This is a genomic window from Nonomuraea sp. NPDC049649 (assembly GCF_040675175.1).
In the GTDB taxonomy this organism is placed as follows: Bacteria; Actinomycetota; Actinomycetes; order Streptosporangiales; family Streptosporangiaceae; genus Nonomuraea.
This window is the reverse complement of the sequence record NZ_JBFAOH010000030.1, coordinates 39,888-58,125: the sequence shown is the minus strand read 5'-3', so window position 1 is coordinate 58,125 and position 18,238 is coordinate 39,888. Positions and strand designations below refer to the sequence as shown.

The 18,238-nt window shown below is 72.7% G+C and carries 16 protein-coding genes; 8 read left to right on the top strand and 8 right to left on the bottom strand.

The genetic code is table 11. From position 1 onward, the window contains the following. On the top strand, positions 1-1,650 hold the full coding sequence (locus tag AB0J42_RS28585; RefSeq protein ID WP_364299728.1) for an FAD-dependent oxidoreductase: 1,650 nt from the start codon (positions 1-3) through the stop codon (positions 1,648-1,650). Continuing rightward, positions 1,647-3,089, top strand: a complete 1,443-nt coding sequence (locus AB0J42_RS28580; RefSeq protein ID WP_364299726.1) for an ATP-binding protein — start codon at positions 1,647-1,649, stop codon at positions 3,087-3,089. Before AB0J42_RS28585 ends, AB0J42_RS28580 begins: the two co-directional genes overlap by 4 nt. On the opposite strand, the gene AB0J42_RS28575 is transcribed toward AB0J42_RS28580, so the two are convergent. Beyond that, complete coding sequence (locus tag AB0J42_RS28575) at positions 3,061-4,287, bottom strand: alpha/beta fold hydrolase (RefSeq protein WP_364299724.1); 1,227 nt, start codon at positions 4,285-4,287, stop codon at positions 3,061-3,063. The two genes, AB0J42_RS28580 and AB0J42_RS28575, sit on opposite strands and share 29 nt — an antisense overlap. 35 nt (positions 4,288-4,322) lie before the next feature. Between AB0J42_RS28575 and AB0J42_RS28570 the strand changes: the two genes are divergently transcribed. Then, positions 4,323-5,456, top strand: coding sequence for a M20 family metallopeptidase (locus tag AB0J42_RS28570; RefSeq protein WP_364299722.1), 1,134 nt, complete (start codon positions 4,323-4,325; stop codon positions 5,454-5,456). Between the two features lie 82 nt (positions 5,457-5,538). Here AB0J42_RS28570 and AB0J42_RS28565 read toward each other — a convergent pair whose 3' ends face one another. From AB0J42_RS28565 to AB0J42_RS28555, 3 genes are read right to left on the bottom strand one after another with little or no spacing between them, the layout of a single operon-like run. Then, positions 5,539-6,762, bottom strand: a complete 1,224-nt coding sequence (locus AB0J42_RS28565) for a cytochrome P450 (RefSeq protein WP_364299720.1) — start codon at positions 6,760-6,762, stop codon at positions 5,539-5,541. Between the two features lie 3 nt (positions 6,763-6,765). Beyond that, the gene (locus tag AB0J42_RS28560) at positions 6,766-7,845 is read right to left on the bottom strand and encodes an FAD-binding oxidoreductase (protein WP_364299718.1); all 1,080 of its coding nucleotides are present in this window, start codon (positions 7,843-7,845) and stop codon (positions 6,766-6,768) included. Then, positions 7,842-8,780 carry a hypothetical protein gene (locus AB0J42_RS28555; RefSeq protein WP_364299716.1) on the bottom strand — a complete coding sequence of 313 codons (939 nt, stop codon included), beginning with the start codon at positions 8,778-8,780 and terminating at the stop codon, positions 7,842-7,844. Before AB0J42_RS28555 ends, AB0J42_RS28560 begins: the two co-directional genes overlap by 4 nt. A 113-nt stretch (positions 8,781-8,893) precedes the next feature. Between AB0J42_RS28555 and AB0J42_RS28550 the strand changes: the two genes are divergently transcribed. Beyond that, complete coding sequence (locus tag AB0J42_RS28550) at positions 8,894-10,474, top strand: protein kinase (RefSeq protein ID WP_364299714.1); 1,581 nt, start codon at positions 8,894-8,896, stop codon at positions 10,472-10,474. Here AB0J42_RS28550 and AB0J42_RS28545 read toward each other — a convergent pair. Continuing rightward, complete coding sequence (locus AB0J42_RS28545; RefSeq protein WP_364299712.1) at positions 10,465-11,073, bottom strand: PaaI family thioesterase; 609 nt, start codon at positions 11,071-11,073, stop codon at positions 10,465-10,467. The two genes, AB0J42_RS28550 and AB0J42_RS28545, sit on opposite strands and share 10 nt — an antisense overlap. Before the next feature lie 342 nt (positions 11,074-11,415). Between AB0J42_RS28545 and AB0J42_RS28540 the strand changes: the two genes are divergently transcribed. After that, complete coding sequence (locus AB0J42_RS28540; protein WP_364299710.1) at positions 11,416-13,227, top strand: CHAP domain-containing protein; 1,812 nt, start codon at positions 11,416-11,418, stop codon at positions 13,225-13,227. A gap of 12 nt (positions 13,228-13,239) precedes the next feature. On the opposite strand, the gene AB0J42_RS28535 is transcribed toward AB0J42_RS28540, so the two are convergent. Beyond that, positions 13,240-13,887: a type 1 glutamine amidotransferase domain-containing protein gene (locus tag AB0J42_RS28535; RefSeq protein WP_364299708.1), complete on the bottom strand. Its 648-nt coding sequence runs from the start codon at positions 13,885-13,887 to the stop codon at positions 13,240-13,242. A gap of 71 nt (positions 13,888-13,958) precedes the next feature. On the opposite strand from AB0J42_RS28535, the gene AB0J42_RS28530 reads away from it, so the two are divergent. Continuing rightward, on the top strand, positions 13,959-14,837 hold the full coding sequence (locus AB0J42_RS28530; protein ID WP_364299706.1) for a LysR family transcriptional regulator: 879 nt from the start codon (positions 13,959-13,961) through the stop codon (positions 14,835-14,837). A 31-nt stretch (positions 14,838-14,868) separates the two neighbouring features. On the opposite strand, the gene AB0J42_RS28525 is transcribed toward AB0J42_RS28530, so the two are convergent. Next, positions 14,869-15,705, bottom strand: coding sequence for a phosphotransferase (locus AB0J42_RS28525; protein ID WP_364299704.1), 837 nt, complete (start codon positions 15,703-15,705; stop codon positions 14,869-14,871). A 56-nt stretch (positions 15,706-15,761) separates the two neighbouring features. Between AB0J42_RS28525 and AB0J42_RS28520 the strand changes: the two genes are divergently transcribed. Together AB0J42_RS28520 and AB0J42_RS28515 are read left to right on the top strand one after the other, a co-directional pair. Further along, positions 15,762-16,259 (top strand): cupin domain-containing protein, encoded by a 498-nt coding sequence (locus tag AB0J42_RS28520; protein WP_364299702.1) that lies wholly within the window; start codon positions 15,762-15,764, stop codon positions 16,257-16,259. 103 nt (positions 16,260-16,362) lie between these two features. After that, complete coding sequence (locus tag AB0J42_RS28515; RefSeq protein WP_364299700.1) at positions 16,363-16,800, top strand: hypothetical protein; 438 nt, start codon at positions 16,363-16,365, stop codon at positions 16,798-16,800. On the opposite strand, the gene gdhA is transcribed toward AB0J42_RS28515, so the two are convergent. Next, complete coding sequence (gene gdhA, locus AB0J42_RS28510; protein ID WP_364299698.1) at positions 16,797-18,140, bottom strand: NADP-specific glutamate dehydrogenase; 1,344 nt, start codon at positions 18,138-18,140, stop codon at positions 16,797-16,799. The two genes, AB0J42_RS28515 and gdhA, sit on opposite strands and share 4 nt — an antisense overlap. Positions 18,141-18,238: the final 98 nt, after the last annotated feature.

Below are 18,238 nucleotides of genomic sequence, written 5' to 3'. Positions count from 1 at the left end.
ATGGACAAGCCGGTCATCATGACGGTCGACGACGACCCGGGGGTGTCGCGGGCCGTCGCCCGTGACCTGCGGCGCCGTTACGGCCAGCAGTACAGGATCGTCCGCGCCGAGGCCGCCCAGCAGGGCCTGGAGGCGGTCCGCGAGATGCGGCTGCGGGGTGACGAGGTCTGCGCCATCCTCGCCGACTACCGGATGCCGCAGATGAACGGGGTGCAGTTCCTGGAGGCGGCGATGGACATGTACCCGTACGCGCGGCGGGTGCTGCTGACCGCCTACGCCGACACCGACGCCGCCATCCAGGCCATCAACGTGGTCGACCTGGACCACTACCTGCTCAAGCCGTGGGACCCGCCGGAGGAGAAGTTCTACCCGGTGATCGACGGCCAGCTCGACGCCTGGCAGCGCACCGACCGGGTGGAGGTGGCCGAGCTGCGGGTGGTGGGCGACCGCTGGTCGCGGCCGTCCTACCAGGTGCGCGACTTCCTGGCCCGCAACCACGTGCCCTACCAGTGGATGCTGGCCGAGGAGCCGGAGGGCGCGCAGCTCGTCGCCGCCGCCGGGGACGACTGCCGGCTGCCGCTGGTGGTCACCGCCGACGGGACGATGCTGCAGGCGCCCGGCCAGTCGACGCTGGCCGCCACGGTCGGGCTGTCGACCACCCCGGCCACCGACTTCTACGACCTGATCGTGGTGGGCGGCGGCCCGGCCGGGCTGGGCGCGGCCGTCTACGGCGCCTCCGAGGGGCTGCGGACGGTGCTGGTGGAGGCGCACGCCTCCGGCGGGCAGGCGGGCCAGAGCTCGCGCATCGAGAACTACCTGGGCTTCCCCGACGGGGTGTCCGGCCAGCAGCTCGCGGAGCGGGCGCGCAGGCAGGCGCTGAAGTTCGGGGCCGAGCTGCTGACCGCGCGGAAGGTGACCCGTCTGGAGCCGCGCGGGCAGGCACGGGTGGTCGGCTTCAAGGACGGCGGCGAGATCGCCGCGCACGCCGTCATCCTGGCGATGGGGGTCTCCTACCGCCGCCTGGACGCGCCCGGCCTGGACGACTTCGTGGGCCGGGGCGTCTACTACGGGGCCGCGCTGACCGAGGCGCCGTCCTGCCGGGAGCAGGACGTCTACGTCGTGGGCGCCGCCAACTCGGCCGGGCAGGCGGCCGTCTACCTGGCGGGGTACGCCAAGACCGTGCACCTGGTGGTGAGGGGCGACGGCCTGGAGAAGTCCATGTCCCACTACCTGATCGAGCAGATCCAGGCGCTCCCCAACGTCGAGGTGCACCTGGAGACGGAGGTGACCGGCGGGAAGGGCGACGGCCACCTGGAGCGCCTGACGCTGTCGTCCCGGGGCGAGGAGCGCGTCGTCGACGCGCAGTGGCTGTTCGTCTTCATCGGCGCGCAGCCGTACACCTCGTGGCTGGACGACACGGTCGAACGGGACGAGAGGGGCTTCGTGGTCACCGGGCCCGACCTGGTGCAGCGCGGGCAGCGGCCGCGCAACTGGCCGCTGCGCCGCCAGCCCTACTACCTGGAGACGAACGTGCCCGGGGTGCTGGCGGCCGGTGACGTGCGCGCCGACTCGATCAAGAGGGTGGCCTCCGCCGTCGGGGAGGGCGCGATGGCCGTCGCGCTCGTACACCGCTACTTGGAGAAGCAGTGACCGAGACAGTCGACATCGACGAACTGCGCAAGCTCTTCCTGTTCGAGCGGCTGACCGACGAGCAGCTGACCAAGCTCGCCGGCAGCGGCCACATGGCGACCTTCGAGCAGGACGAGGACATCGTCCGCCAGGGCGAGCCCGCCGACTGCTTCATGGTGCTGGTGGAGGGCGAGGTGCAGCTGATAGCCCAGACCGTCAGCGCCGGCACCGTCGCCATGCCCCGCACCTCCCAGCCCGGCGTCTACGGCGGCGCCACCTCCGCCTACCTGGGCGAGCGGGCGCCGATGACCTACCAGCACACGATGCGGGCCACCGCGCCGTCGCGGCTGTTCGTGCTCCCGGCCAAGAAGTTCGCCTACATCGTGACCGAGTGGTTCCCGATGGCGATGCACCTGCTCGACGGGCTGCAGTCGGGCGGGCGCATGCAGCGGGAGATCATCGACCGGCGGCAGCGGCTCACCGCGCTCGGCACCATCACGGCCGGGCTCACCCACGAGCTGAACAACCCGGCGGCGGCCGCGGTGCGCGCGGTGAGCGAGCTGCGCTCGCTGGTGAGGTCGTCGCGGATGGAGCTGGCCCTGCTCGCCGAGAACGGCATCCCGCCCGAGCGGCTGCGGGCGCTGATCGAGATGCAGGAAGCGTGCATGGAGGCGGTCGGCAAGCCGGCCTCGCGCAGCCCGCTGGAGATCTCCGACGCCGAGGACGAGCTCGGCGACGCGCTGGACGAGCTCGGCGTCGAGGACGCCTGGGATCTGGCGCCCGCCCTGGTGAACGCCGGGTTCGGCCCGCAGCACCTGCACAAGGTGCGGCGCGAGGTGGGCCAGGAGCACGCGCCGGCCGCGCTGCGCTGGCTGTCGGAGGCGGTGGAGATCTCGCAGATGCTCAACGAGGTCACCGAGGCCACCGAGCGGATCACGACGCTGATCCGCTCGGCCAAGGAGTACTCGCAGATGGACCGGACCCCGTTCCAGGTCCTCGACCTGCACGGCCTGCTCGACAGCACGATCGCGATCTTCCGGGGGAAGCTGCCGCCGGGCATCACCCTGGTCACCGAGTACGACCGGACGCTGCCGCCGGTGCCCTGCTACGGCGGCGAGCTGAACCAGGTGTGGACGAACCTCATCCACAACGCGATCGACGCCATGGGCGAGGAGGGCACGCTGACCATCCGCACCGCGCACGACGAGGACGAGGCTATCGTGGAGATCGGCGACACCGGCCCCGGCGTGCCGGACACGATCAAGGACCGGATCTTCGAGCCGTTCTTCACCACCAAGACCGTCGGCGAGGGCACCGGGCTGGGCCTGGACATCTCGTACCGGATCGTGGCGGGGCGGCACGGCGGCGAGATCAAGGTCCGCTCGGTGCCGGGCGACACCTGGTTCGAGGTGCGGCTGCCGCTGCGCGAGGCTACCGGGGGTCGATCACCATCCGCATGAGCCGGGGCACGATCCGGTCGGCGGCGACGCGGAAGCCGTCGTGCTCGAACTCGCTGGTCACCCAGACCCGCAGGTTGCCGACCCGTCCGGCGGTCTCCAGCGACAGCCCGGCGTCCACGTACATGTCGTCGTGGTAGACGACGGCGGCGACCGGCACCTCGTTGGCGGCCAGCCGGTCCGGGTCGTAGAGCGGCGGCCAGTCGCCGGCGGCGGCGAGCAGTTCGGCGGCGCCCTTGAAGGGGCGGAGCGACCGGATCGCGTCGAACATCCAGGGGTAGATCATCTCGCCGGTGAACATGCCGAACGCGCCGAAGTCCTCGGGCAGCAGCCGCTCGGCCGCCCAGCGGGTGGCGGCGCCCTGGGCGTAGATGGGCTCGTGCAGCACGGCGTAGAGGGGGTTGCCGACGAACCCGGTCTCCGTCATGACGTCGTACAGGAACGTGTCGGCGAGCCGGTCGCCGTCCCAGGCCTCGGTGAGCTGCCAGTGGAGGCGTTCGTGGCCGTCGCCCATGCCGAGCTTCATGCCGAGCGTGCGGAAGCGCTCGACGGTGAGCCGGTCGCCGTCGGGCAGCAGCACCTCCTCGCCCGCCAGGTGCTCGGCGATGCGCCGGGCCGCCTCCTCGTCCCCGGGGTAGCGCTCGTAGTGGCGGCGGATCTTGGCGCGGACCCGCTCGTAGGTGCGGGCGTAGACGTCGTCGGCGGTGGCGTCGAGGCCGGGCAGCCCGCCGGTGATGTGGCAGGCCCGCAGCCCTTCTGGGGCGCGGGACAGGTACGTCAGGGTGATGAAGCCGCCGTAGCTCTGCCCCCAGGTCTCCCACTTCTCGACGCCGAGCGCCTTCCTGATGTGCTCGCAGTCGTCCACGATCGCGTCGGCGCGGAAGTGGCGCAGGTAGGCGGCCAGCTCCTCGGCGGTGCCGGTCGCCGAGACCGGGGTGCTGCGGCCGGTGCCGCGCTGGTCGAGCAGGAGCACCCGGTGGGTGCGGAGCAGGTGGCGCCAGTGGCCGGGGCCGGTGGGCCGGGGCGACTTGCCGCCGGGGCCGCCTTGCAGGAACAGCGCCCACGGCAGGTCGCCGGTGACGGCCGGGTCGCGTATCTCGCGGGCGAACACCCGGATCGTCCGGCCGCCGGGGTCGGCGTGGTCGAGCGGGACGGTGAACACGTGGTCGGCGACCTCGATGCCGGGCATGGTGACTCTCACGCTTGGATGATCTCACCTCTGCGGAAAGGAACCCCATGACGATCGACGAGTGGTCCCGCCAGGCGCTGCCCGCCATGCTGGACGACATCAGGACGCTGGTCGAGGTGGAGACCCACAGCCACGACAAGGCGGCGCTCCGCCGCGGGCTGGCCGCGCTCCGCGACCTCGCCGCCGAGCGGCTCGGCCCGCCCGCCGAGGAGACGCGGCACGACGGCGGCCGGTACGGGGACGTGCTGGAGCTGCGGTACCCGGGGACCGCGCCGGGAGAGGTGCTGCTGCTCGGCCACTACGACACGGTGTGGCCCACGGGCACGCTGGTGGACTGGCCGTTCGCGATCGAGGACGGCACGATGACCGGGCCGGGCGTGTTCGACATGAAGACCGGGCTGGTGCAGGCGATCTGGGCGGTGCGCGGGCTGCGCGGGCTGGGGCTGCCGCACCCGGGCGTGCGGTTGCTGTTCAACGGCGACGAGGAGATCGGCAGCCCGGTGTCGCGCCCGCACGTCGAGGCCGCCAGTGAGGGGACGCTGGCCAGCCTGGTGTTCGAGGCGTCGCTGCGGGGCGCGCTGAAGACCTCGCGCAAGGGGGTGGGACTGTTCGACGTGACGGTGACCGGCGTGGAGGCGCACGCCGGGCTGGACCCGGCGGCGGGCGCGAACGCCATCCACGCGCTGGCCGGGCTCGTCACCCGCATCGCGGCCGGGGGCGCGCCGGAGCGCGGCACGACCGTGAACGTCGGCCTGATCAGCGGCGGCACCGGCCGGAACGTGGCCGCCGGTCTGGCGACCTGCGGAGTGGATGTACGGGTGAGCGACTTCGCGGAGATGACCAGGATCGACGCCCTCTTCGCCGGCCTCGAGGCGGACGACCCGCGCGTGACCGTGTCGGTGACCGGGGAGTGGAACCGGCCCCCGATGACCCCCAACCCGCCCTCTCAGCGGCTGTTCAAGGAGGCCCAGGCGGTGGCCACCGCGCAGGGCTGGACGCTGGAGGAGGCCGCGGTGGGCGGCGCCAGCGACGGCAACTTCATCTCCGCGCTGGGCCTGCCGGTGCTCGACGGCATCGGCGCGGTCGGCGACGGGGCGCACGCCCGGCACGAGCACGTCCTCGTCGATCACATCCCCGAGCGCACCGCCCTGACGATCGGCCTCGTCTCCGCCCTCGCCTGAACGCCCCGGTCCGGCGCGGGCTGAGGCGGGGCCCGCGCCGGGGCGGCCGGGCGGCGGCCCGCGGATGCGCGGGCCCCGCCCTTCAGTCACACGCCCTGCCGAGCAGGACGGGCAGGCTCCGGGTGCTGTTGCCGAGCACCGACCCCAGCGGCCGCTCGCCCGCGTCGGGACCGGCCGGTCTCATGCCGGGGAAGGCCTCGAACAGCATGGCCAGCGCCACCTCCCCCTCCAGCCGGGCCAGCGGCGCCCCCAGGCAGAAGTGCCGCCCGTGGCCGAACGACAGGTGGCCGGGCTGCTCCGCCACCGCGTCGAACCGGCAGGCCCGCTCCCCGTAGTGCTCCGGGTCTCGGCCGGCCGAGGCGAAGCAGGCGACCACCGCCTCGCCCTTGCGCACCCGTACCCCGTCGATCTCCAGGTCGCGGACCGCGTACCGCATCGGGAAGTGCGCGATCGGCGAGTCCCACCGCATGGTCTCCTCGACCACGGCGCTCCATGCCAGCTCGCCCGAGAGCGCGAGGGCGAGCTGGGCGGGCTCGCGCAGCAGGGCGCGGGCGGCGTTGGTGAGCAGGTTGACGGTCGTCACGTGCCCGGCGATGAACACCAGCTCGACCGTGTCCACCAACTCCTTGCCGGTCAGCTCGCCGTCCTGGACGAGGGCGCTGATCACGCCCGGCCCGGGAGTGCGGCGCAGGCCGTCGATGATCTCGCCGATCAGCCCGTACAGGACCTTCCGCGCCTCGGTGACGTCCACCGGCGTGTCGCCGACGCCGGCGGCCACGTCGGTCAGCTCGTTCACCCGCGCCCGCATGGCGGGCGGGATGCCCATCAGCTCGGTGATGACGTCCCGCGGAATCGGGTACGCGAACTCCTCGCGCAGGTCCACCGGCCCCGGCGGAAGGGTGGCCAGGTGGGCCACCCGTTCGGCGGCGAGCGTGGCCACCCACGGCCGCAGCTCCTCGACGCGGCGGGCGTTGAAGACGCGCGACAGCGGGCCGCGCAGCCGCCGGTGCTTCTCGCCCTCGGCGTTGAGCATGGACGTGTCGAAGGTGATCCGGCGCACGGCGGTGCCGTCGCGGACGGCGGCCCGCCCGTCCGGGTCCCAGTGGCTGATGTCCCTGGACAGGTCCGGGTGGGCGAGCACGGCGGACAGGGTGGCGTGCCGGGTGGCGGCCCAGGCGAGCACGCCCTCCATCTCCACTCGGACCAGCGGGCCCAGCTCGCGCAGCTTGGCGCAGTCGGCGTGCACGTCCGCGCTGAGCGGATCGAGCACGAACTGCGGGCTGTCAGCGCTGTCAGTTCTCTTCACGGCTCACCCCACTCGTTCCGGCGTAGCGGCGAGCGTGGCCGTGTCCAGCCACGGCTCGCGCCCCAGATACAGGTCGCGGACCAGTTCTCCGGCGGCGGGCGCGTTGCACAGCCCGTGCCCGGAGAACCCGGCCGCGTACAGGAACGCGGGCGGCCCCGGCCGGTGGCCGATGAAGGCCGTCCGGTCCGGGCTGGCGTCCCGCGCCCCGGTGACCGCCGTGTGCAGCCGGACGCCGCTCAGGCTCGGGTACGTGACCGCGAGCTGGGCGGCGACCCCGGCACGCCAGGCGTCCCTGTCGTGGTCCGGGTAGCCCATGCCGATGAGCAGCCGGTCACCGCGGAGCCGGACCAGCAGGCGGCTGGCGGCGTCCAGGGTGACCGGGAGCTCGGGCAGCGCCTCCAGCGGGTCGGTGACCAGCAGCTCCTGCGTGACCGGCTCGAGCAGCGGCAGGTCCACCCCCGCCGACCTGGCCAGCGGCGCCGACCAGGCCCCGGCCGCGCACACCACCGCGTCCGCGGTGATCGCGCCGCCGGGCGTCTCGACCCGGCCGCCGCTGATGGCGAGCGCCGGGCAGCCGGTACGGATGCGCGCCCCGGCCCGCCTGGCCCCGGCGGCGTATCCGGCGACGATGGCCGCGGTGTCGGACACGTACGCCTGAGGCGACCAGGCGGCGGCCAGCAGCGGCAGGTCGCCGCCGATGAGCGGGTTGAGCCGGCGGGCCGCGCGGGCGTCGATCAGCTCGATCTCCACCCCGGCGGCCCGCTGGGCGGGCAGGTCGGCCTCGAAGGCCGTCACCTGCTCCGGCTCGGTGAACAGCACCAGGTAGCCGACCTGCCGCAGCGGCAGGTCGTCGCCCGGCCGGGCGGCGAACTCGCGGTAGGCCGCCAGGCTGCGCACGGCCAGCGCGGAGCTGACCGGGTCGCCGGCGAAGTAGGCGCGCAGCACGTCGGCGGTGGCGCGCGAGGCGCCGGAGCCGAGCGTGCCGCGCTCCAGCAGCACGGTGCCCACCCCGGCCTCGGCCAGGTGGTAGGCGACGGACAGGCCGATCACTCCGCCGCCGACGACCACGACGCGGCCGCTCATTCGAGTGTCCCTTTGCGGCGCAGGTCGTCGCCGAGGTGCCACGGGAACAGCTGGAGGTTCCAGCCGCCGACGCAGTTGACGTACAGGGCGAGATGGGCCATGAGCGCGGCGAAGTCGTCGCGGCTGCTGATGCGGTCCAGCCCGGCGAGCGCCCGGGTGGTGAACTCGTGGACCTTGGTGAGCCCGCAGTAGCCGAGGAACTCGGCGGGCGTGGCGGCGAGCACGCGCGCCATGTGGCGCAGCGACTCCAGCGGCATGTCCTCGTAGGCGGCCCGGACCAGCCCGGCGAAGCAGGCGTAGCCCAGCGGCCGGGTCTCGCCGTTGACGAAGACCAGCGTGGTGAGGACGGTCTCGAAGCTGCCCGCGCCGGACGGGATGCAGCCCTCGTGCAGGGCGGCCAGGTCCTCGGGCGGGCGCAGCCAGATGCGCTCGGTCTCGGCGTGCACGTCGCCGATCAGGGCGTCGATTTCCGGGTCGGCGACGGTCAGCCGGGGCAGGCGGTGGCCGCCCGGCTCGCCGGCCCGCCGGACTTCGGCGATGACCGGCTTCTTGGTCCGGTAGAGGGCCTCCCAGATGGCCTCTCCGGATTCGATCAGGGTGTCGAGGTGCTCCGGGAGCACCTGTCCGATGGGTACGGCGGGCATGGGTTCGGTGAGCCGCCCGTACTTGATGCCGAGGTGCTGCAGCCGGGAGGCGAACAGCGTGCCGTCGGGCGCCTCACGGCGGTCCACCTTGTAGGTGACGGGCGCGTGCAGCAGGGCGTGGATGGGGGCGACGTGGTAGAGGTGATGGCCCGCCACCAGGGCATGCCCCTGCAGGCTTTGGTACGGGAGCGCGTCCCAGAGGCTCTGGGCCAGGGCGGCGTTCCGTTCGTCCAGTTCGGCGATCACGGCGGTGCCCAGCGTGGGCCAGCCGATTTCTACTCTTCTAGTCACAAATAGTGACTCTATCAACACATATTGTGATATTGGTGGGCACCTCTCCCCGAAACGGACGTGACAACCGGGACCTCCGGTGAGACGGTCGAATCCGGAGAGGGGGTTCGGACGTGGTCCCTGGTTACCGCGACGTCCGCCAGTTGGGCGGCGGGCGCACCGGCCGGATCTTCCTGGCCACCTACCAGGAGACCGGCGCGTACGTCGCGATCAAGTACCTCAACGCGACGCTGCGCGGGGACGACGGCTTCATGACCCGCTACCGGCAGGACGTGGCCGAACTCGTGGAGATCGACCACCCGCACGTGGTCAAGGTCTACGAGTACGTCGAGACGCCCCGGCGGGCCGCGGTCGTGATGGAGCTCGTGGACGGGGTGCCGCTGCGGGAGATCCTCCGCGAGCACGTCAGGGTCAGCCCGGAGGCGGCGCTCGTGGCCGCCAAGAGCACGCTGGAAGCCCTGGCGGCGGCGCACGAGCGCGGCGTGACCCACCGGGACGTGCGGCCGGAGAGCCTGCTCGTCCAGGCCGACGGGACGGCGAAGCTGACCGGCTTCGGCATCGCGGCGCACCCCGACGAGCCGCCCGGCAGCCCGCCCTACATGGCCCCCGAACTCTGGACGCGCGGCGCCGCCGGCCCGCCCTCCGACGTGTACGCGGCGGCGTGCCTGCTCTTCGAGGCCGTCAGGGGCCGGGCGCCCTACCGCGGCGACGACCTCGCGGCCCTGCGCGACAGCCACCTCGCGGAGCCCGTGCCGCTGGAAGTGGTGCCGGACGCGCTCCGGGGGCTGCTCCGGCGCGGGCTGGCCAAGGCTCCGGAGCTCCGGTACGCGTCGGCCCGGGAGTTCCTGGCCGAGCTGGAACGGGACGCGACCGCCGGATACGGGCAGGAATGGGAGCAGCGGGGCCGCCGTCACCTCGCCGAACCGGCCACCGCGCTCGCCCTCCGCTTCCCGCTGGCCCGGACCGGACACGAACCCGCCGCCCGCGCCGCCGCCCCGCGCCCGGCGTACCTCTGGGTGACGGTGGCGACCGTGGCAGCGGTGGCGGTCTCGCTGCTGGCGTCCGGCGGCAAGTTACCCCAGGGCCCGGCCACCGCCCTCGCGCCCCCGGACACGCCCGCGGAGGTCTCCCCGCCCACCGGCCCGCCGTCCAGCACCGCCCCGAAGCCCTCCGGCACCGCCCCCTCCTCAGCGGCCTCGACCAGCGCGCCCCCCTCTGATCCGGCCCCGTCCTCCACTCCTGGCTCCAGGCCCGAGCCCTCCCGCGCCGACCCGCCGGGACAGTCACGCCCCGACCCCACCGTCTCCAGAGCCCCCACCCCGAAGCGCACCACCGTGACGGAAATCGGCATCCTGTCCTGGAACGGATCCGAGGGCTCCGTCCGCGTCACCGCCGACGGCCCGGGAACGGTCCGGCTGCGCCTGTCGTACCTGCGCCGAGACGAAGGCGGCGTCTCACGCGAGCTGTCCGGCGAGAGCCGCACCCTGTCCGGTGAGACCACGTACACCAGCCCGGCCCGCCACGACCCCGGCCCGGTCGCGTGCGGCCGGCGCGCCCACCTCGCCCTGGTCGCGATGACGGAACCCGCCGCCGCGAACGGCCCCCAGATCAGCGAGGTGACCGTCGACGGCCCCGCCTGCCCCTCCCCCACCCCATCTCCGGACACCTCGGCGAGTGGCACGCCTCAAGAATGATCGCCTGGCATCTCGGGGAACCACTTCGGGGTGATGAACAGGCCGGTGGCCTCCACCGCGACGGTGCCGTCCGGGAGGGCGATGCGCCCGTCCGCCCAGGACTTGCGGCCCTCGGACCGGGTGAACTCCGCCGTCGCCACGACGGGAACCCCGTACGGGAGGGGAGCCCGGTAGGACACGGTGAGCGAGGCCGTGACGCCACCGCGCCCGGCGGCGCCGACGGCCGCGCCCAGCAGGTGGTCGAGGACCATGGCGCTGACCCCGCCGTGGACCAGGCCGGGCGGCCCTTCGTGCAGCGGCCGGAAGACGTGCTCCGCGCGGACCCCGCCGCCGGGCGCGGGCTGGATGTCGATCGGGGGCGCGAACGGGTTGGCGGCGCCGACGACGGCGTTGCCCAGCAGCCACCGGGGCCGGCCGACCTCCGCCTCGGCCCGGACGGACTCCAGCCGGGCGGTCAGCGCGCGCAGCTCGTCGGTGACGGCGGCGAGTTCCTCGTCGGCGACGCCGGTGGCGGCCACGGCGCTCATCAGCTCACGGGTCTGCGCGGCGAGGGCGAGAAGAGACTCGTGGGTGGCTTCGGACGTGGCCTCGATGGTCATGGAACGACAGTCTAGAACCAGTTCTACCGAACGTCATTCGGAGAGGGTCCACCCGTCACGCTCCGCGAGATCACGGCGACGTAACGAAGTAGTCACGCCTCGATTGATAGATCTTTTGCGATTAAATCCTCTTTGGGGCTTTCTTTCCGTAAGACTACTGACCTGCCCGTTCGACAGGAGGATCGCCATACGATCCCTTGACCCTGGCTTGACCTGGCGGTACGCGGCGGTAGCCTCCTGAATCACGGATGACTACTGTTGTCCTGCCTCGTCACAGATGTCCCAGGGGCCTCGCCCCTGGCCGCCCGGAAGGATGGCCCCCAGGCTTCCATGACACCTGAGATGCGGAAGTTCATCGAGCTTCTCGAGAGCCAGCTCGGCTACCGGGAGAAGGCCGGCGCGTACACGAAGTTCGGCGCCTGGTACGGCCGGAACGTCGAGTTCGACGCCGACTACAGCTCCGCACCCTGGTGCGACATGCTCCTCGCCTGGGCGGCGAACAAGCTCGGCTACGAGGAGTGGATGGGCGAGTTCGCCTGGACGGTGGCGCACGCCAAGTGGTTCAAGAAGCAGGGCGCGTGGGGCACCAAGCCGGAGCCGGGCGCGTTCGTCTTCTTCGACTGGGGCGGCTCCAACAGCATCAGCCGCATCGACCACGTCGGCGTGGTGACCAAGGTCTCGGGCGGCCGCATCCACACCATCGAGGGCAACATCGACGGCGGCGTCGCCAAGCGCAAGGTCCGCGACACCAGCAAGGTCGTCGGCTACGGGTACCCGTGGAAGATCAAGGAGAGGCTGGACGCCAAGGCGGCTGCCGAGGAGGCGGCGGCCCTGGAGTCCAAGGCGGGGCTTGGCACGATCCAGGACGGCACCGGGCTCGCCGTCCTCGTCCCCCACGTCGACCTGGGCGAACAGCCTAAGGTGCCGCCCGCCACACGCGAGAAGGGCAAGTCCCGGCAGAAGAAGGCCGAGACCCCGGCCAAGCCCAAGAAGCCGAGCACCACCGAACAGGCGAAGCCCGCCCCCCAGGCCGAGACCGCCCCCTCCCCCGCCACCTCGACCGCTCCCAAGCCCGGCAAGCACGCCAAGCCCGCCACCGCCGACACCAGCGCCGTCACCACCGGCCCGCTGCCCGTCATCACGGACGCCTCCGCCGCGAGCCCCGCCGCCACGGTCGACCCTCCCGCGCTGCTCACCTCCGCCCTGGTGGCCGCCCTGGCCGCCCTGGCGGTCGCCAAGGCCAAGACGCTGCGACTCCGCCCCGCCACGGCCACCGCGGCAGGCGCCCACCGCCGCCACCGCTCGCGCAAGCAGACCCGCCCGCTGCAGCAGCCCATGGAACTGGAGGTGCCCCGGCAACTCCGGCAGCCGATGGAGCCGGAGGCGCCCCGGCCGCTCGTCGACGGGGTGGAGCCGGTCACCGCCCTCAAGTCCCTGCGGGCGCTCTTCCCGTACGAGCCGATCGTCATCCCGGAGGCGACCAGCGAGTTCGACGCCTTCTCACGCCCGCCGCGCCGCCCCGCCGAGCCGGAGCAGCCGATCAAGCTCGTCTGGGACGACGACGGCAGGACCCGCCGCCTCATCACCGACACGGGCCCGATCGAGATCCCGCGCGAACCGGGCCTCTACGAGCTGCCCAACCCGTACAGCCCGTTCCATCTGCTGGGCGGCGGCTCCGGACCGTTCCCGATCCGCGAGGAGCCGCTCCAGCCCGCCGACGCCGGCCGGCACGATCGCGCCCATTCCCGGGCCGAGGGCCGGGCGGATCTCCGCGGACGCCTCGAGCAGTTCACCCCGGACGACCGTTTCGCGGCGGACATGCCCCTGCGTGGCCGCCGCCACCGCAGGCCCGCCGACGCCCTGCGCCACGAGCCGTTCGCGCCGGACGCCCCGCTCCGCGGCCGCCGCCACCGGTCCGCGAACCCGTACGAAGCGACCGCTCACGCCCCGGCCCACCACGGCTCTCACGCCCCCGCGCATCACGGCCCTTATGCCCCGGCCCAGCACAGTACGAGCGGTCATGGCACCTTCCGGCAGACCCTCACCCTTCCGGAACCGGCCCTGACCGGAACCTCGGCGACCACCGGCCCCCGAGACCCCCGAGCCGACTCGCGAGGCCGCCGCGGACCCCGCCGAGGCCGCCACCGCGCCTGACCGGCCGTCCCCTCAGCTCAGCAAGGCAACCACCCGCTCGGCCAGCGGGATGGCACTGGCCGGGTTCTGCCCGGTGGCCAGCCGGCCGTCGACGACCACCTGCGGCTGGAAGTCCGCCGCGGGCTCGTGCCGGGCGCCCCGCTCCACCAGCGCGTCCGCCAGCAGGAACGGCACCACCTCGGCCACCCCCGCCGCCTTCTCCTCGCTGTTGGTGAAGGCCGCGACCCGCTTGCCCGCCACCAGGTGGGACCCGTCGGACAGGGTGAGACCGACCAGAGCCGACGGGCCGTGGCAGACCGCCGCGACGACACCACCCCTCTCGTACACCTCCCGCCCCAGCCGGGCCACGTCCGGATCGCCGGGGAAGTCCCACATGGTGCCGTGCCCGCCCGCGTAGAACACCGCGTCGTAGCCGCCGCCGACGTCCCGGACGGCCCGGGTGACCTGGTACTCCGCCCGGAACGCCACCTGCACCCCGTCCCGGTCGTCGAACCCGTCCACCGGCGGTTCCCCGCCACGCACGCTGGCCACGTCCACCTCGAACCCGGCCCGCCGGAACACCTCCCACGGATGCGCCGCCTCCGGCACGTAGTAGCCGGTGCCCCGCACCCCGCCGAGGTCGCCGTGACTTGTCAGAACAATCAGAACGCGCTTCGTCATGCGCCCAGAATCGCCCCGCCCAGCCCACAGACGCCAATAGCAGACCGCATCCCTGCCATCAGAATAATGATGTGTCACTCTCACTCGATCTGCTGCGGACCTTCCTCGCGGTCCACCGCGCCGGCTCCATCACCGCCGCCGCCGACACGCTCGGGCTCTCGCAGCCCGCCGTGACGGCCCAGATCAAGGCCCTGGAGGCGGCCCTGGACCGGCCGCTCTTCGACCGCCTGCCGCGCGGGGTCGCGCCCACCGCCGCCGCCGACGAGCTCGCCCGCCGCGTCGCGCCGTCGATCGACGCCCTGGAGTCGGTGGTGGGCGCCGAGTTCCCGGCCGGGCAGGCCGTCCACCTGGGCGGCCCGGCGGAGCTGCTGTGCGAGAAGGTGATCCCGCGCCTGGCCGCGCCGGTTTCGGAGGGCATCCGGCTGCGGTTCACGTTCGGGCTGTCGGACGACCTGCTGGCGGCGCTCGCCGCGGGCCGCCTGGACCTGGTCGTCTCGACCGTCCGCCCCCGCCTGCGCGGCGTCCGCGCCGATCCGGTGTACGACGAGGAGTTCGTCCTGGTGGGCACCCCCGAGCTGGCGGCCAGGTTCGGCCCGGACGTGGACCCGCGGGGCCCGGCCGCCGCGCCGCTGATCGCGTACGCCGAGGACCTGCCGATCATCCGCCGCTACTGGCGCACCCGGTTCGGCCGCCGTCCCGCGGGCGCCGCCCAGGTGGTCATCCCCGACCTGCGAGGGGTGCTGAACGCGGTACTGGCCGGGCTGGGCGTGTCCGTCCTGCCCTCGTACCTCTGCGCCGAAGCCCTGGCGTCCGGAAGGCTGGTCCCCCTGGACACCCCCGAGGTGCCGCCGATCAACACCGGCTACCTTGCGGTACGAGCGGGCGCCCAGCCGAACGCGGCCGTGACCCGCGTCCACGCCTGCTTGCAGGAGATCCTGCGCACCCTCTGACCGGCGGCCCCAGCGCCACCAGGAGGGCGCGTCACCCCTCCCGCAACCAGGCTTCGAGCGCCGCCCTGCCCTCACCCGGGAACCGCAGCCCCTTGGCGAGCTGCCACAGCACCCCCTGCAACCGCCGCCCCCGCCGGAACACCGCCAGCCCGGGATCGTCCGGGTCCGCTCCGTACGCGGCGACGGCGGCGCGCCCATCCAGAGCGGTGGTGCCACGCAGAACGGCCAGATCCCATCCGGCGGGCGCCAGCATGCACTCCTCGAAGTCGTTCCAGAGCAGCCCATCGGCGGTGGCGAGCAGGTTCCCCGGGTGGGCGTCGCCGTGCACCGGCCGCATCCCCGAACGCGGCAGCTCGCCGGCCAGCCTCGCGTGCGCCTCCCGCAACCGCGCCAGAGCCGCCGGCTCCAGGTCCAGCACGTCCAGCAGGCGTGCCGTCTCATCCAGTACGGGCCCGTACGCGGGCAACTCCCCCGGATACGCACGCAACGCCTCATGAAGACCCGCGAGCGCCCGCCCCGCTTCCGCCGCCGTCACCTCGTACTCAGGATTGTGCGGCACATACGTAAGAAACGACACCGCGACCCCGCCCCGCACGTACGGCCCGGGAGCGAGGTCGGAGGCGGGCGGCACGACCGGGAACCCCAGCTCGTCCAGGAACCCCGTGACGTCCAGCTCACGGCGGAGCGCCTCCTCGGGCCGCACCCGCCCGAGCCGCGTGACGGTGGGCACCCGCGCCACCACCGGCGCCGGCCGCAGGTGGACCCGCACGTTGTACGAATCCCGCAGCACCACGGGGTCCCGCACCCGGAGCCCCTGCTCCCGCGCCACAGCCACGACCGCCCGCACGGCGGTCTCGATGTCGACCATCACCTCATCCTGCCGCCGGGCGCGCTAGTCTCAAGATCTTGAGAAGGGAGCCCACGATGTCCTATCCCGAGGCGCGGTACCTGGGCGAGACCGGCGAGGCCAGCGGCGTGGTCAGGCCCGCCTCCCAGGGCCCCGACCTGGTGATCGGCGAGGGCCCGGGCACCCGGGTGCACTACGTCGGCACCGGCGGGTCCACGAACGGCGCGTTCGGCCTGTACAAATGGGAGATGGGCCCGCGGCCGAGCGGCCCGAGCCCGCACTTCCACCGCACCATGACCGAGTCGTTCTACGTCCTGTCCGGCACGATCCGGCTCTACGACGGCAAGGGCTGGACCGAAGGGACCGAGGGCGACTTCCTGTTCGTCCCCGAGGGCGGCATCCACGCCTTCCGCAACGAGTCGGGCGAGCCCGCCTCGATGCTGATCCTGTTCACGCCCGGCGCGCCCCGCGAGGCGTACTTCGAGGAGCTGGCCGAGATCGCCGCCACCGGGCGGCAGCTCAGCCCCGAGGAGTGGACGGAGCTGTACCGCCGCCACGACCAGTACATGGTCTGAGTCCGGCCGCGGCGCGGGACTTTGGTCCTTCCCGCAGCGGCCCTTGGTCCGTCCCCTCCGCCTCGGCGGGACAGTAGCGTAAGGCGGCGGAGGTGGTGACGGAGTGACCTGGTGGGCGGTGGTGCGGTTCCTGCACGTGCTGTCGGCGGCGCTCTGGGTGGGCGGGCAGCTCACGGTCTCGCTGGTGGTGCTGCCGCTGGCCCGCCGCATCCTGGACGAGGAGCGGCGCGGCCAGGTGATGCGCGCGGTCGGGCGGCGGTTCGGCATGTTCACCGGCGCGGTGTTCCTGCCCGTGCAGATCGGCACCGGCGTGGCCATCGCCTGGCACAAGGGAGTCACCTTCGAGTCCCTGGCCGAGCCGGGTTACGGGCGGATTCTCGCCGCCAAGCTGGTGCTGTTCGCGGCGGTGATGGCGGCGGCGGCGCTGCACGGCTGGGCGACCGGCGCGGGGCGGCCGGGGTTCGCCCGTGCGATGGCGGTGACCTCGCTGGTCGGCTCCGTTGGCGTTATCCTGCTGGCCACCGCCCTGCCGGCGACCTAGATCAGGCCCAGGGCGAGCATGGCGTCGGCCACCCGGCGGAACCCGTCGATGTTGGCGCCGGCCACGTAGTTGCCGGGCATCCCGTACTCTTCGGCGGTCTCCAGGCAGCGGTCGTGGATGTCGCTCATGATCTCCTGCAGCCGGTGCTCGGTCTGCTCGAAGCTCCACGAGTCGCGGCTGGCGTTCTGCTGCATCTCCAGGGCGCTGGTGGCGACGCCGCCCGCGTTGGCGGCCTTGCCCGGCCCGAACGCGACGCCCGCCTCCAGGAACACCTTGATGCCCTCGGGCGTGGTCGGCATGTTGGCGCCCTCGCCCACGGCGACGCAGCCGTTCTTGACCATGAAGGCGGCGTCGCGCCCGGTGATCTCGTTCTGGGTGGCGGACGGCATCGCGACCTCGCACGGCACGTCCCACACGCTGCCGCCCGGCACGAACGTCACGTGCTCGCCGCGGCGCGCCGCATAAGCGTCCACCCGGCCGCGCTCGACCTGCTTGATCTGCTTGAGCAGGTCGAGCTCGATGCCCTTCTCGTCCACGACGTAGCCGGAGGAGTCGGAGCAGGCCACCACCGTGCCGCCGAGCTGCTGCACCTTCTCTATGGTGTGCACGGCCACGTTGCCGGAGCCGGAGACCACGACCCGCTTGCCGTCGAAGGACGTGCCGCGCGCCTTCAGCATCTCCTCGACGAAGAACGCGCACCCGTAGCCGGTGGCCTCGGTCCGTACCTGCGCTCCCCCGTACGCCAGGCCCTTGCCCGTGATCACGCCGGACTCGTAGCGATTGGTGATGCGCTTGTACTGGCCGAACAGGTAGCCGATCTCCCGGCCGCCGACGCCGACGTCACCGGCGGGCACGTCGGTGTACTCGCCTATGTGCCGGAACAGCTCAGTCATGAAGCTCTGGCAGAACCGCATGACCTCGCTGTCGGAGCGCCCCTTGGGGTCGAAGTCGGAACCGCCCTTGCCGCCGCCGATGGGCAGGCCGGTGAGGCTGTTCTTGAAGATCTGCTCGAACCCGAGGAATTTCACTATGCCCAGGTAGACCGAGGGGTGGAAGCGCAGTCCACCCTTGTACGGGCCGAGCGCGCTGTTGAACTCGACCCGGAAGCCGCGGTTGATGTGGACCTCGCCGCGGTCGTCCTGCCAGGGCACCCGGAAGATGATCTGCCGTTCGGGCTCGCAGATCCGCTCAATGATCTTGGACTGGGCGTATTCGGGGTGTTTGCCGAGAACCGGGCCGATGCTTTCGAGCACCTCCCGCACCGCCTGGTGGAATTCGATCTCCCCAGGGTTGCGGCGCAGTACGTTGTCATAAATCGACGACAGCTTCTCGTGCAACACGGAATCTCCCAGCTTATATGCGATATGCGCGTCCTCACCTTATGAGGGTGCCTTAAGAGACTCGCAAGGCACCCCCCGCCTACCCGTCAGCCGCCGTA